This is a genomic window from Pseudomonas sp., from assembly GCF_050739775.1.
Taxonomy (GTDB): Bacteria; Pseudomonadota; Gammaproteobacteria; order Pseudomonadales; family Pseudomonadaceae; genus Aquipseudomonas.
On sequence record NZ_JBOICA010000056.1, the window covers coordinates 14,369 to 29,094 of the forward strand.

Annotated in this window: 12 protein-coding genes; 9 read left to right on the forward strand and 3 right to left on the reverse strand. The window is 61.7% G+C overall.

Going from position 1 to position 14,726, the window contains the following annotated elements; translation table 11 throughout:
• Positions 1-63 precede the first annotated feature (63 nt).
• Positions 64-708 (forward strand): YceH family protein, encoded by a 645-nt coding sequence (locus tag ACRESH_RS22185; RefSeq protein ID WP_431743991.1) that lies wholly within the window; start codon positions 64-66, stop codon positions 706-708.
• 20 nt (positions 709-728) lie between these two features.
• On the opposite strand, the gene ACRESH_RS22190 is transcribed toward ACRESH_RS22185, so the two are convergent.
• On the reverse strand, positions 729-1,547 hold the full coding sequence (locus ACRESH_RS22190; RefSeq protein WP_431743992.1) for a shikimate 5-dehydrogenase: 819 nt from the start codon (positions 1,545-1,547) through the stop codon (positions 729-731).
• Between the two features lie 188 nt (positions 1,548-1,735).
• On the opposite strand from ACRESH_RS22190, the gene ACRESH_RS22195 reads away from it, so the two are divergent.
• Together ACRESH_RS22195 and pbpG are read left to right on the forward strand one after the other, a co-directional pair.
• Entirely contained in the window at positions 1,736-1,918 is a 183-nt protein-coding gene (locus ACRESH_RS22195; RefSeq protein ID WP_431743993.1) for a hypothetical protein, read from the forward strand.
• A 228-nt stretch (positions 1,919-2,146) separates the two neighbouring features.
• Positions 2,147-3,070 carry a D-alanyl-D-alanine endopeptidase gene (gene pbpG, locus ACRESH_RS22200; RefSeq protein WP_431743994.1) on the forward strand — a complete coding sequence of 308 codons (924 nt, stop codon included), beginning with the start codon at positions 2,147-2,149 and terminating at the stop codon, positions 3,068-3,070.
• 42 nt (positions 3,071-3,112) lie between these two features.
• On the opposite strand, the gene ACRESH_RS22205 is transcribed toward pbpG, so the two are convergent.
• The gene (locus ACRESH_RS22205; RefSeq protein WP_431743995.1) at positions 3,113-3,553 is read right to left on the reverse strand and encodes a hypothetical protein; all 441 of its coding nucleotides are present in this window, start codon (positions 3,551-3,553) and stop codon (positions 3,113-3,115) included.
• Between the two features lie 183 nt (positions 3,554-3,736).
• Between ACRESH_RS22205 and pvdM the strand changes: the two genes are divergently transcribed.
• The 6 genes from pvdM (at position 3,737) to ACRESH_RS22235 (ending at position 12,941) form a co-directional block, all read left to right on the forward strand.
• Entirely contained in the window at positions 3,737-5,098 is a 1,362-nt protein-coding gene (gene pvdM, locus ACRESH_RS22210; RefSeq protein WP_431743996.1) for a pyoverdine-tailoring dipeptidase-like protein PvdM, read from the forward strand.
• An 18-nt stretch (positions 5,099-5,116) separates the two neighbouring features.
• Complete coding sequence (locus tag ACRESH_RS22215) at positions 5,117-6,400, forward strand: aminotransferase class V-fold PLP-dependent enzyme (protein WP_431743997.1); 1,284 nt, start codon at positions 5,117-5,119, stop codon at positions 6,398-6,400.
• 13 nt (positions 6,401-6,413) lie between these two features.
• Entirely contained in the window at positions 6,414-7,277 is an 864-nt protein-coding gene (locus tag ACRESH_RS22220) for a formylglycine-generating enzyme family protein (RefSeq protein WP_431743998.1), read from the forward strand.
• A gap of 116 nt (positions 7,278-7,393) precedes the next feature.
• Positions 7,394-8,728 (forward strand): lysine N(6)-hydroxylase/L-ornithine N(5)-oxygenase family protein, encoded by a 1,335-nt coding sequence (locus ACRESH_RS22225; RefSeq protein WP_431743999.1) that lies wholly within the window; start codon positions 7,394-7,396, stop codon positions 8,726-8,728.
• A 13-nt stretch (positions 8,729-8,741) separates the two neighbouring features.
• On the forward strand, positions 8,742-10,391 hold the full coding sequence (locus ACRESH_RS22230) for a cyclic peptide export ABC transporter (RefSeq protein ID WP_431744000.1): 1,650 nt from the start codon (positions 8,742-8,744) through the stop codon (positions 10,389-10,391).
• Positions 10,392-10,499: 108 nt separating this feature from the next.
• Positions 10,500-12,941 carry a TonB-dependent siderophore receptor gene (locus ACRESH_RS22235; protein WP_431744001.1) on the forward strand — a complete coding sequence of 814 codons (2,442 nt, stop codon included), beginning with the start codon at positions 10,500-10,502 and terminating at the stop codon, positions 12,939-12,941.
• A gap of 153 nt (positions 12,942-13,094) precedes the next feature.
• Here the strand turns inward: ACRESH_RS22235 and ACRESH_RS22240 are convergent.
• The coding region (locus ACRESH_RS22240; protein ID WP_431744002.1) for a thioesterase domain-containing protein at positions 13,095-14,726 on the reverse strand (1,632 nt) is incomplete at its 5' end.

Here is a 14,726-nt window from a genome sequence, read left to right on the forward strand (position 1 = left end):
TGCTTGTGTTTTACCCTGTCGCGCACCTAGGCTAGGGGCCTTTCTTCGCATAGAGACAGGGTCATGTCCGACGATCACCAATCGCCTTCCGAAGCCCGCTTCAACAGCACCGAGATCCGCGTTCTCGGCTCGCTGATCGAAAAGCAGGCCACCAGCCCGGAAACCTACCCGCTGACCTTGAACGCCCTGCTCCTGGCCTGCAACCAGAAGACCAGCCGCGAGCCGGTGATGAATTTGAGCCAAGGCCAGGCCGGCCAGGCCCTGCGCGCCCTTGAAGGGCAGGGCCTGACCCGCTTGCAGATGGGCAGCCGCGCCGACCGCTGGGAGCAGCGCGTGGACAAGGCCCTGGAGCTGGTTCCAGCCCAGGTCACTCTGCTCGGCCTGATGTTCCTGCGCGGCCCGCAGACGGTCAATGAATTGCTGACCCGCAGCAACCGCATGCATGAGTTCGAAGACGCCGAGCAGGTCGTGCATCAGCTTGAGCGCCTGATCGCTCGTGGCTTTGCCCTGCACCTGCCGCGTCAGGCCGGACAGCGTGAAGACCGTTATACCCACGCGCTGGGTGATCCGGCGGATATCGAGGCGATTCTTGCGGCACGCCAGCAAGGGCCGGAGCGCAGCACTGGTGGTGCAGTGTCGCTGGAGCGGATCGAGGCGCTGGAGGCGCGGATTGCGGCGCTGGAAGAGCGCTTGGCGGCATTCGAGTAATACTGTGGGGGCGCGCTGGCCTAGCCCCGGGCGTAGGCCACCGCCTCAGCCACCTGCGCGGCCGTCGGCCGCACACCGGTGTACAATACAAACTGCTCCAGCGCCTGCAAGGCAATCACTTCAAGTCCGCTAATCACCGCTTTGCCCTGCCGTTGAGCTTCAATGATCAGCGGTGTATGCGCTGGCATTGCCACCACATCGAAGACCAGCTGCGCCGCGGCAATCGCCTCGCGGCTGAACGCCAACTGCTCGGCCTCCACCCCGCCCGCCATACCAATCGGCGTGACGTTGACCAGCATCGGCGGGCACAGATCGCCCAGCTCAGCCTGCCAGCGATAACCACAACTGTCGGCCAACTGCCGACCCGCCTGTTCATTGCGGGCAACGATGATGCCCTGTTTGAACCCGGCATCGCGCAAGGCGCTGGCCACGGCCTTGGCCATACCGCCGCTGCCGCGCAAGGCAAAGGCGGTGTCCGGGTCGATTCGATGCTGATCAAGTAGCTGGCGTACAGCCAGGTAATCGGTGTTGTAGGCCTTGAGCCGACCGGCGTCATTGACGATGGTGTTGATCGATTCGATGGCCGCCGCCGACGGGTCGATCTCGTCGACCAGCGCCATACAGGCTTCCTTGTACGGCATCGACACGCCACAACCGCGAATGCCCAAGGCGCGTATACCGCCCACCGCCGCGGGCAGATCCTCGGTGGTCATCGCCTTGTAGTAAAAATCCAGGCCCAGCTGTTGGTACAAGTGGTTGTGAAAGCGTACGCCAAAGGTGCCGGGGCGACCGGCCAACGAGATGCACAGGACCGTGTCTTTACCAGGAATGTGGGCCATTTGATTCTCCTTTGCGATCGAGTCGGCATTATGCACAGACATGGCAGTTACCGTTGATCGGCGCGTACAAAACCTTTACTCAGGCGCGCGGTGCAGCCGATGACAGTAATGAGCACTATCGAGCCAGTTGATTTCAACCGGCCCGCCGTGCCACGTAAGGTAGGCCCATGAATCGCAGGAGAACCCCCATGGCCCCTATCAGCATCATGTCCGTCATCGGCAGCGCCGTCCCCGCTTCGCTCAGGGAGCTGGGACTGCTGGCCTGCTGGTACCTGGTCCGCGATGGTGAACCGGTGTCCGGACCGCTGACCTCGCTGACTGCTGCCCAGGTCCTTGCCAGCCATCTCGAAAGCTCCGGCCTGCGCACCTGAGACGGCCACCTCCCTCATCGTGCGTTGCTCCGCACAGCCCTTTGCCCCGCCCTTTGGCGGGGCTTTTTATTGGCTGACGACAGAGCCTTGGATTAAGTTTTTTTCATCTGCACGCTAACCTCGCACAGGCAATCGACAGCAACTCAGCCATACTTCAGAATGCGAGCGTTTTTTTGGGGGAAAACCCTTGCACAGCCAACGACATACCAACTTTTAGTGAGCCCCGACGTGAAAACCTCCCTTTCGATTCTAAGCCTGCTGCTGCTGCTCACCAGTACCGCGACTGTCACCACGGCCACTGCTGCGCAACCCCCTGCCCAAGTGCAACGCGATCCTGCCAAGTTGCACCTGGCCTCCGGCGCCGCCCTGCTGATCGATCTGCAGACCAACAAGGTGCTCTACGCCAACAATGCCGACCGGGTGGTGCCTATCGCCTCGGTGACCAAGCTGATGACCGGCATGGTGGTGCTCGACGCCAAGCAGAACATGGATGAGATGCTCACGGTCACCATTGCCCAGAACAAGGAAATGAAAGGCGTGTATTCGCGGGTGCGCCTCGGCAGCCAGTTGAACCGCAAAGACATGCTGCTGATCACCCTGATGTCGTCGGAAAACCGCGCCGCCTCGACCCTGGCCCATAACTATCCGGGCGGCTACAACGCCTTTATCAAGGCGATGAACGCCAAGGCCAAGGCGCTGGGGATGACCCAGACCCGCTATGTCGAACCGACCGGTCTGTCCCACAGCAACGTCTCCACCGCCCGCGACCTGGGCAAGTTGCTGCTGGCAGCGCGCAACTACCCTATGCTCAGCGAGCTGAGCAGCACCCCCCAGAAGACCGTGGCGTTTCGCAAGCCCAACTACACCCTGGGCTTTCGCAACACCGATCACCTGGTCAACAAGAGCAATTGGGATATCAAGCTGACCAAGACCGGCTTCACCAACAAGGCCGGCCACTGCCTGGTGCTGTTGACGAGAATGGACAACCGTCCGGTGGCCATGGTGATTCTCGATGCGTTCGGCAAGTACACCCACTTCGCCGACGCCAGCCGCATGCGTCAGTGGCTGGAAACCGGCAGCACCAAACCGGCACCGGCGGTGGCCATGCGCTACAAGTCCGAGCGCAGCCAGAACCGCCCACTGGCCGACTGACCAGACGGGCCTGTGCGCCATGCGCGCCAGGCCCGCTGCCGGTCAGGCGCTGGTGCTGACCATGCTGCCAGTGCTGCTGCCGCCGCTGTCCAGCAGGGCCTTGAGCAACTGCGCGGCGGTCGACTGGATGGCGCCCATGGTGGTACTCACCGACGACTGAGCGGCAGCAACCGCCGAGGCCTTGGCGGTCTCTTCCATGTTGCTGGACATTATTGCCTGCAGCTGTTTTTGCTGTTCGGCCAACTGCTTTTGCAGTTGTTTGATCATCTCACGCAACTGGCGGATGTGCGCCGGCTCGCTACTTTCACTGCTTTCGCTGGCTTCGGCCTTGTTGCTTTCGGCGACGCCGGAAAGGTTGACTTTGAGCGTGCCCTCTTCAGTTTTCGCCGCCGGGCCCTGAGCACCGACATTGACGCTGGCAACGCCCGGGGTCCCGCTGCTCAACGGGTTTCCATTGATCGATACGGCATTGATGCCTACCATGCTTTTATCATCCTGATGGTCTATGGGTTGACTCCGCTATCGGCCGTCGGCCGCAAAACTTGAGCCGTCTGTCTGCTCATAAATTTACCCCCCCGCCATTCGTCCCTCCTGGTACCCGAGCTTTGCCCCTGGCACACCCGTGCGCCGGCAAGCCGTTCCGATCAGCCCAGCGTTGAGATGGCAATGACCACGACCAAGCCCCGTTCTCGAAAAGCCCTGTATATCGGCCTGCCCCTTGCCCTGGCAGTGGCACTGGGTACCGCTGCTACCGGTTACCTCTATTACCAGAACAGCGCTGGCTACCCGCGCAAGATCGTCGAGCAGGCCAACGCCTTGCATGAGCACATGCTGTCGTTCGACAGCCATGTCACCGTTCCCTTGAACATGGGCAGCGCTGGCAACGAAATCGACAAGGATGGCCCCGGCCAGCTCGATCTGGTCAAGGCTGGCAAAGGCCGGCTTTCCGGCGCTGCCCTGACCATCTTCGGCTGGCCGGAGCTGTGGAACGGCGCCAATGCCCCACACCGCCCGACGCCAGGTTTTGTCGATGAAGCCCGGCATCAGCAGGAAGTGCGCTACAAGATCATCAGCAACATGGTTCGCGACTTCCCCAACCAGCTCGGCATCGCCTACACCCCGGAGGACTTCCGGCGCCTGAACGGCGAGGGCAAGTTCGCCATCTTCATCAGCATGCTCAACGCCTACCCGCTGGGCCACGACCTGTCGCAACTGGACCTGTGGACCGCCCGCGGCATGCGCATGTTCGGTTTCAGCTACACCGGCAACAACGACTGGGCTGACTCCTCGCGGCCGCTGCCGTTCTTCAACGACACCGCCGATGCCCTGGGCGGGCTATCACCCTTGGGCGAGCAGGCGGTCAAGCGTCTCAACGACCTGGGGGTAATTATCGATGTTTCGCAGATGTCGACCCTGGCCCTGGAAGACGTTGCTCGCTTGAGTCGTGCGCCGATGGTCGCTTCACACTCGGCGCCACGGGCGCTGGTGGATATTCCGCGCAACCTCAGCGACAAGGAAATGCAGCTGATCAAGGACAGTGGCGGGGTCATCCAGGTAGTCGCCTTCGGCACCTACCTCAAGCCCCTGAGCAAGCCAACCCTGGACAAGCTTGAAGCACTGCGCGCGCGCTTCGACCTGCAACCGCTGCAAGGCCTGGCCAACGCCCTGATGCCCGGCGATGCGGTGATCGCCATCTGGCCGGAATCGCGTTTCGGCGAATACGCCGGCAGCCTCTACGGCATCGTCGAGCAAGAGCCCAAGGCAACCCTCAAGGACTTTGCCGACGCGATCGACTACACGGTGAAAAAGGTCGGCATCGACCATGTCGGCATCAGCTCGGACTTCAACGACGGCGGCGGCCTCGACGGCTGGAAGGATGTCAGCGAAATCCGCAACGTCACCGCCGAACTGCTCAGCCGCGGCTATTCCGAAGCCGATATCGGCAAGCTTTGGGCCGGTAACTTCCTGCGGGTCTGGGAACAGGTGCAGAAAAGCGCCCACCCCGTCGCCACCACTGCCACCCCTTGATCTGGAATCTGCTCTGTCATGACTGACCGCCGCACCTTTCTCAAGCAGGCCGGGCTGCTAGCTGCCAGCCTGCCGATCGCCGGTTCCCTGCTGCCCAAGGCCCTGGCTGCCAGCGCGCCGTCTCTTGCCGGCAAGGACAAATGGCAGCAACTGCGCCAGCTGTTCCCACTGGACCCACACTACGCCCACTTCGCCAACTTCCTGGTCACCGCCCACCCTAAGCCGGTGCAGGATGCCATCGACTACTACCGCGGCGAAATTGACCGCAACCCGGCGCGCTGGGTCGACTGGGAAACCCAGATCGAATGGCAGCGCGAAGGTGAAGTGCGCGACTGGGCCGGCCGCTACTTGCAGGTCAAGCCCCGGCAGATCGCCCTGACCGGCAGCACCACCGAGGGCCTGGGCATGATCTATGGCGGCCTGAAGGTGGGCCCCGACCAGGAGATCCTCACCACCGAGCACGAGCACTATTCGACCAACAAGATCCTCGGCTTTCGCCAACAGCGCCAGGGCACCCGGGTGCGCAAACTGCGCCTGTTCCAGCAGCCCCGAGACCTGTCCACCGATCAGGTACTGAGCACCCTCGACAAGGCCATCAAACCCAACACCCGGGTGCTGGGCATGACCTGGGTCCACTCGGGCAGCGGGGTAAAACTGCCGGTCGGCGAAATTGGCGAGTTGCTGCGTCAACACAACCGCGACCGCGAAGAAGACCGGCGCATTATCTATGTGATCGATGGTGTGCACGGCTTTGGCGTGGAGAACCAGAACTTCGCCGACTTCAACTGCGATTACTTCATTTCCGGCACCCACAAGTGGATGTTCGGCCCGCGCGGCACCGGAATCATCTGCGCCGCCTCGGAAAAAATGCAGCACCTGGTGCCGACCTTCGCCACCTTCTCCGAAGACCAAGACTTCGCCACCATCATGACCCCCGGCGGCTACCACGCTTTCGAGCACCGCTGGGCCCTGGGCAAAGCCTTCGAGCTGCACCTGCAGTTGGGCAAGGCCGATGTCCAGGAGCGTATCCACCAGCTCAATGACTATCTCAAGGCCCGACTCACTGAGCACAAGGCAATCGAGCTGGTCACCCCCCTGAGTCGCGAACATTCGGCCGGTTTTACCTTCTTCCGTATCAAAGACCGCGACCCCGATGCCATCGCCGCGTACCTCAATGACCAGCGCATTGTCGTCGACGCCGTGCACCGCGATGTCGGCCCAGTGATCCGCATGGCGCCGGGCCTGCTCAACAACGAGCAGGAAATCGACCGGGCCATGGACCTGCTGACCCACAAACTCTGACCAAGGCTTATCCATGTCCTCACGACTGCTCTACCCCCTTTCACTGCTGGCCCTGCTCGGCGCCTTCGGCAGCGCCCAGGCCGCCGAACCGCTGCCCGCTGGCAAGGTCTTTCGCGACTGCAAGCCGGCCTGCCCGGAAATGCTTGTGCTACCGGCTGGCACGTTCACCATGGGCACCCCAGACGATGAAGCCGGCCGCCAACCCGACGAAAGCCCGCTGCACCCGGTGACTTTTGCCAAACCCTTTGCCGTCAGCCGCTACCAGGTCACGGCAAGCGAATGGGACGCCTACCTGCGCGAATCCGGCGCAAAGATCGCCGACGGTGACACGCGCCCCGGACGCGAGTGCCAGGCCAGCAAACCCCGCTACAAGCAGGGGCCGCGCCAACCGGCCGTGTGCATGAGCTACCAGGATGCCCAGGACTACGCCGCCTGGTTGACCGCCAAGACCGGCAAGCAGTACCGCATGATCAACGAAGCTCAGCGCGAGTACGCCGCCCGCGCCGGCAGCAGCGGTCCCTTCCCCTTCGAACTGGACCCCGATGGCGAGTACGAAATCAGCCGTAACGCCAACGTCTACGGGCCCAAGGACGGCTTCAGCTTCAGCGCCCCGGTGGGCAGCTATGCAGCCAACGCCTTCGGTGTCTACGACATGCATGGCAACGTGTATGAATGGGTCGACGACTGCTACCACAACAGCTATGCCGGCGCGCCGAACGACGGCAGCGCGTGGAAGGAAGCGGGCTGCAAGCTGGTAGTGATCCGCGGCAACGACTGGGGTGAGGCACCGATCTTTTCCCGTTCAGGCAACCGCAACACCAGCTTGCCAACCAACCGTGGCGACTGGATCGGTATTCGTCTGGCCCGTGAACTTTGAGCAGTGAAAATCGGTAAATTCTCGCTCTGACAGCTCGTTCTATCGGTGTACTTGCGCAGGATCCGGGACGCCCTTTTCCAGGGTGTCCCCTCTCGACCACCCAAGGAACCGCCCCCATGAGCCAGACCCTCTCTTGCGAAAAAATCCACGACCTGATCGGCGTTGGTTTCGGCCCTTCCAACCTGGCCCTGGCCATCGCCCTGGAAGAACTTGCCGAAACCAACGGCCACGCCCTCGACGCCCTGTTCATCGACAAGCAGAGTGACTACCGCTGGCACGGCAACACCCTGGCCACCCAGAGCGAACTGCAGATTTCCTTCCTCAAGGACTTGGTGTCGCTGCGTAACCCGACCAGCCCGTACAGTTTCGTCAACTACCTGCACCAGAAACAACGCCTGGTGGACTTCATCAACCTGGGCACCTTCTATCCCTGCCGCCTGGAGTACAACGATTACCTGCGTTGGGCTGCCGAGCACTTCGCTACCCAGGCTGTCTACGGCGAAGAAATCCTGCGTATTGAACCGGAGTTGAACAACGGCCGGATCGATCACCTGCGCCTGATCTGCCGTGACCAGAACGGCCACGAACACATCCGCCGCGCGCGTTCCGTGGTGGTGGGCAGTGGCGGCACAGCGAAGATCCCCCAGGTGTTTTCCCCGTTCAAGGATGATCCACGGGTGTTCCACCACTCCCAGTACCTGAACAGCCTGCAACAGTTGCCCTGCACTGAGGGCAAGCCAATGCGCATCGCCATCATCGGCTCGGGGCAAAGCGCTGCCGAAGCCTTCATCGACCTCAACGACAGCTACCCGTCGGTCAAGGTCGACATGATCCTGCGTGCCTCGGCGCTCAAGCCGGCCGACGACAGCCCGTTCGTCAACGAAGTGTTCGCACCGGACTACACCGACCTGGTGTTCAATCAGCCTCACGTCGAGCGGGCCAAGCTGATCGAGGAATACCACAACACCAACTACTCGGTGGTCGATGTCGACCTGATCGAGCGCATCTACGCCATCCTCTACCGCCAGAAAGTCGCCCATCAGTTCCGTCATGCCGTGCTCTGCCGCCGCGATATCGAAGCCGCCGTGAGTACCGCCGAAGGTATCGAGCTGACCCTGCGCGACCTGGCCACCGAGGTTCGACAAACCCATCGCTACGATGCGGTGATCCTCGCCACCGGCTACGAACGCCGCTCCCACCGCGACCTGCTGGCGCCGCTGCAACAGCATTTGCAAGACTTCGAAGTCGACCGCCACTACCGCGCACTGGCCACCCCGGAACTCAACGCCGCCGTCTACCTGCAAGGCTTCTGCGAAGCCTCCCATGGCCTGAGCGACACTCTGTTGTCGGTGCTGCCGGTGCGTGCAGCGGAAATCGGCCAGTCGCTGTACCAGAGCCTGGCCCGCGCCCACGTGGGCACGCGAGAAGCTGTTGCCCTCACTCGCGCCTGAGCAGGAACTTTCAATGACCAAGCAACCACGCGGGGCGCTGCGCGAGCTGTTCGCCCTGCTCAAACCCTTCTGGCCGGTGGTCAGCGTATCGATCGTACTGGGTATGGCCGGCGGCCTGAGCGTGACGGTGCTGCTGGCCACCATCAACAGTGCCCTGCATGCCGAAGCGGGCCTCAGTTCCGCGTTGGTGGGGCTGTTCGCGGGCCTCTGCCTGCTGGCCTTGCTCAGTTCGATCCTGTCGGATATCGGCACCAACTATGTTGGCCAGCACATCATCGCAACCCTGCGCACATCCCTGGGCGAGAAGGTGCTGTCAGCGCCCATCGCCCAGATCGAGCGCTATCGCAGTCATCGGCTGATCCCGGTCCTGACGCATGACGTCGATACCATCAGCGACTTTGCCTTTGCCTTTGCGCCACTGGCCATATCACTGACGGTAACGCTGGGCTGCCTGGGCTACCTGGCCATGTTGTCCTTGCCGATGTTCCTCATGATGCTGATCGCCATCGCCATCGGCATCAGCGCCCAGTACATCGCCCGGGCCAAAGGGATCAAAGGCTTCCTTGCCGCCCGCGACGCCGAGGACGAACTGCAAAAGCACTACAGCGCAATTGCCGAAGGGGCCAAGGAGCTGCGCATCCACCGGCCGCGCCGGCAGCGCATGTTCGTCAAGCGCATCCAGCAGACCGCCAACGATATCCGCGATACGCAGGTTCGTTCGATCAATGTCTTTGTCATCGCCAAGAGTTTCGGCTCGATGCTGTTCTTCGTGGTCATCGGCCTGGCACTGGCGCTGCAATCGCTGTGGCCGTCGGCTGACAAGACGGTGATGAGCGGCTTCGTGCTGGTGCTGCTGTACATGAAAGGCCCGCTGGAACACCTGGTCGTGACCCTGCCGATCATCAGTCGTGCGCAAGTTGCCTTTCGGCGCATCGCCGAACTGTCCGAGCAGTTCTCCTCGCCTGAACCGCACCTGCTGCTCGACGACAAAGGCGCGGCCCAGGCAAGCCTGCGCAGCCTCGAACTGAAGGACGTCTGCCATGCGTTCCCAGCGGTGGACGATAACCCGCCCTTTCGCCTGGGGCCGGTAAACCTGTCGATCGAACAGGGCGAGATCGTCTTCATCGTCGGCGAGAACGGTTGTGGCAAAACCACGCTGATCAAACTGCTGCTGGGGCTGTATCCACCGCAATCGGGAGAGATCCTCCTCGATGGCATCGCCGTCAACAGTCAGACCCGCGATGACTACCGGCAGCTGTTCACCACCATCTTCTCCGACTATTACCTGTTCGACGATGTGGTCCAGGGTGATCAGCATATCCCGGAGGATGCCAACCAGTACCTGCAACGCCTGGAAATCGGCCACAAGGTCAGCGTCAAGGACGGCAGGTTCAGCACCACCGACCTGTCCACTGGCCAACGCAAGCGCCTGGCCCTGATCAGTGCCTGGCTCGAACAACGTCCGGTACTGGTGTTCGACGAGTGGGCAGCCGACCAGGACCCGACCTTCCGCCGCATCTTCTACACCGAGCTGCTGCCCGATCTCAAACGCCTGGGCAAGACCATCATCGTCATCTCCCACGATGACCGCTACTTCGATGTCGCCGACCAGTTGGTGAGCATGAAGGCCGGTCATGTCATCAGCGAAAAAGCGCTGGCCTGACCCGTTACGGCCCAACGAAAAATTTCTTATCCGTTTTTTCCTGGGCCGTGCGTCTTACTTTTAATAACAATTCTCAATAACATTTGCCTACACTTGATGGATAATTCGATGTTCAACAGACCTTCCCGAGGCCTTGGCCTCATGCGTGTCAGCAAACCTGCCAATCGTACCGTTCTCTCCCTCGGAGCGGCCATTGCCTTGGCCTATGCGTCCCAGAGCATCGCCGAGCCGGTCGACCTGAACATCCCGGCGCAACCGCTTTCCCAGGCGCTGCAAGCGTTGGGCAGACAAGCCAACCTGCAGATCCTGTACAGCCCGGAGTCAGTGCGCGACACGCGTACCCGTGCCGTGAAGGGCAATCTGGAGCCCAGTGAAGCACTGGAACGCCTGTTGCACGGCACCGGTATCCGTTATCAGCTCAATGGCAACACCGCCATCCTCAATGCACCGTCCAGCGACAACGCCGCCATCAATCTGGACAACGTCCTGATCAACAGCCGGGTTGATACCGCCACCACCGAAGGCACCAACTCCTATGCCTCGCCGGTGACCTCCATCGGCAAGGGCGTGAAGAACATCAAGGACATTCCCCAAGCCGTCAGCGTGGTCACTCAGCGGCGCATGCAGGAACAGGACATCACCAATGTCACCGAGGCCCTGCTGGCCTCCCCCGGCATCACCGCAGTGCCATCGTTCACCGGCTACCAGTTCTATTCCCGTGGTTTTTTCATCAACAGCTTCCAGTACGACGGCGTTCCGCTGGAGCGCCAACTCTACGCGCGGGGTTCGAGCTTTAGTGGACAAACCGCCATTCTTGATCGCGTCGAAGTATTGCGTGGCCCACAAGGGCTGCTCGAAGGTGGCGGCGATCCATCAGGCGCGGTCAACCTGGTGCGCAAACGCCCCACCTTTGATCCGCAGGTCAACCTGACAGCCAAAGCCGGTTCATGGGACCGCTATGGCGCCCAGGTCGATGTGGCCGGCCCCCTGGATGAGCAGCGCAAGTTGCGCGGGCGCGTGGTGCTGGACTACGACACCGCCAACTCCTTCGTCAACTACGTCGGCTCCGATAACCAGACCCTCTATGCGGCCCTGGACTACGACCTGACCCCCGACACCCTGGTCGGCGTCGGCTATAGCCACGAGCGCGTGGATGCCACCCCCAACTTCATGGGCATTCCCAACTTCAGCAACGGCTCGATGCCATCGCTGGATCGCTCGGCCTACCTGGGCACCACCTGGGATAACTGGGACAAGACCCAGGACACCTACTACCTGGATATTACCCATCAGCTCAATGACACCTGGAAACTCAAGGGTACCTTCATCAATGCCCGCGAGTTCAACGACTTCAAGTACCTGCAACGTCGTGGCCGCATGGGCCCAGGCACCAAGCTGGTGGGCGACGCCTATGTGTTCGACTACTTCTCCGATCACTGGGGCGGCGATATCAATGCCACCGGTGACCTGGCGTTGTTCGAGCGCAAGCTTGGCCTGACCGTGGGTGCCAACTACTCCAAACTCAAGAGCCATGATGTCTGGGGTGCCCGCTACAACTACGTCAACCCGATCAACATTTTCGACTATGTGCCCAACAATGTAGAGCCGAGCGATGACTCCATCTACTCGGCGAACAAATGGGACGATGCCTATGACTCGACCCAGAAAGGCCTCTATGGTGTTGCCAACTACGAGCTGACCGAGTCGCTGTCCTTTATCCTCGGCGCCCGGGTCTCCGATTTCAGGACCGTGTTCACCTCCGATGGCCCGTGGGGTGCAAGCAAGAGCGAAGCGCAGAAGAACGGCAAGGTCACACCCTACACAGGCCTGGTGTACAAGCTCGACCCGAACTGGAGCGCCTACGCCAGTTACACCGAAATCTTCAAGCCGCAGACCCAGCGCACGGCCGCAGGCAACATCCTCGACCCGCGTACTGGCAAAAGCTATGAAGTCGGCCTCAAGGGTGAGCATAAGGACGGTCGCCTGATCACCTCGTTCTCCCTGTACCAGATGGAGCAGGACAACATTCCGATGCCTGATTCGTCAGTGTCGTCGATCATTGCCAACGCCAATTGCAGCGGCACCTGCTACATCCCCTCGGGCACCATCCAGAGCCGCGGCTTCGAGGCCGAAGTCAGTGGTGAAGTACTGGACGGCCTGCAACTTTATGCGGGCTACACCCTGAACCTGCTCAAGTACAAGGATGAAGAACCGGCGGTGGCCGGCAACATCTCCGCCAACACCCAGACGCCCAAACATATACTGCGCACCTGGGCCAACTACCAGTTGCCAGGCAACTGGAGCAAGGTGTCGATCGGCGGTGGGGTGAACACCCAGAGCTCCGCCTCGGGTTTTGGCTACTACGGTCGTAACCAGGGTGGTTACTCGATCTGGAACGGTCGTATCGCCTACCAGATCGACAAGAACTTCTCGGCGGCCGTCAACGTCAACAACATCTTCGACAAGAAGTACTACCAGGCCATCGACTACGATCACAACTTCTACGGCGATCCTCGCAACGCGCTGGTGACCTTGAAGTACAGCTACTGAGTCACACCGCCGCGACACCTGGCGCTGGCGCCAGGCCCTGCACTCAATGCCGGTCAGTTCTGACCGGCATTTTTCATACCCAAAGAAATGTATTGCCAACCAGGCTTGGGGCCGTTGCACGGCCCCAACGAGGGTTAACACCCGATTGGCGGATCAGCCGTGTGCTCGGCTTTGGGCCAGCGCCTGGGCAAGTGACTCCAGCAACTGCCGGCTGTTGATGATCTGGTCGTGATCGCATGGCAACACCTGCGACAGGCCTTGTCTGGTTGCGCCCAACGCTTGCGCCAAGGTCGCTTCGATCAGTTGAACCAGGTCGTTCGGCTTGTCGCTGCCTGCCCACCAACACGATGGCGACACCCGAGTCGCTTCGTACTGGAACGACTCGAGCAAGGCATCGAGCCGCGGCTTCAAGGTCAGCGCATTGTCGAGATCCTTGTTCTGCAGGATCAGCCCTTCGATCAATCCATACTGCTCGGGCATCTGCTCAGCGGCCCAGTCCAGCACCCGGCGGTAGGCCTGCTCCAGTGTCAGGCCCTGCAGGGTTTCGGCCAGCGCCTGAAGCGCGTGCGCCTGCTCCGGGAACAGCATCGACAGCAACGCCAGCCGTGACGCTTGCTCGTCCGGCGCAACCGATGCCTGGCCCTTGCGTTCCGCCACCAGGTCCCAGAACGGCCGGACCTCGCGCGGTGGTGGTGCATCGAGCATGCCCAGGAAAGCGACCTGGTGACCGGCAAGTTCCAGCTGCCTGGCCACACTCATCGCGATGTTGCCCCCCAGCGACCAACCCAGCAGATAAAACGGACCTTGCGCCTGTGCCGCAAGCAGCTCACGGGTGTAGCGCTGGATCATCAACTGCCAGCTGGTCTCCTGCCATTTGCCGAGGACAAAGGCCTCGCACACCACCCCTTGCACAGACCATTGATCCTTCAAGGCCTGGGCCAATGGCTGATAGCAGTACACCGAACCATAGCTTGGGTGGAAACAGAACAGCTGCGGGTTGCGCCGGGCGTCGCCCGCCAGCGGTACCAGCAATGAAGTGCCGGCGTGATCCTGGCCTTGCAGGCTGCGCGCAAGTCCGGCCAAGGTCGGATTGCTCATGAAACGACTCAACGCAACCTCGACACCGAGGCTTCGGCGTATACGATCGAGCAGGGTCAGGGAAAGCAGCGAGTGCCCACCCAGTTCGAAGAAACTATCTTCACGCCCTACCCTTTCAATGCCCAGCACCTGGGCCCAGAGCGCGGCCAAGGCCTGCTCCAGTTCACCCTGAGGCTCAGGGTAGTCCTCCTTCGCCTGCGCCTCGAAGGCCGGCAGCGCCTTGCGTTCCAGCTTGCCGTTGGGGCTCAGCGGCATCCGCTCCAGGGCCAGCCACCGGCTCGGCACCATGTACTCCGGCAGGCTCTGCTCCAGGTGGGCCGCCAGCTCGCCGCGCCAGTCCGCTGTTTCCTGTTCCAGCACCACGTAGCCGACCAGGTACTTGCTTTCAACCGCCAATACCACCGCCTCACGAACCAACGGATGCTCGAGCAAGCGCGCCTCGATCTCGCCCAGCTCGATCCGCAAGCCGCGCAGTTTCACCTGGTGGTCCAGGCGCCCGGCGTACTCGATCACGCCATCCGCCCGGTAGCGCGCCAGGTCACCGGTGCGGTACATCCGCTCGCCGGCCACGAACGGGCTGGCGACAAAACGCTCGGCTGTCAGCCCAGGGCGACGGTGGTAGCCGCGGGCAAGCCCGCTACCGCACAGGTACAGTTCGCCCAGCACCCCCGCTGGCACCGGCTGCAA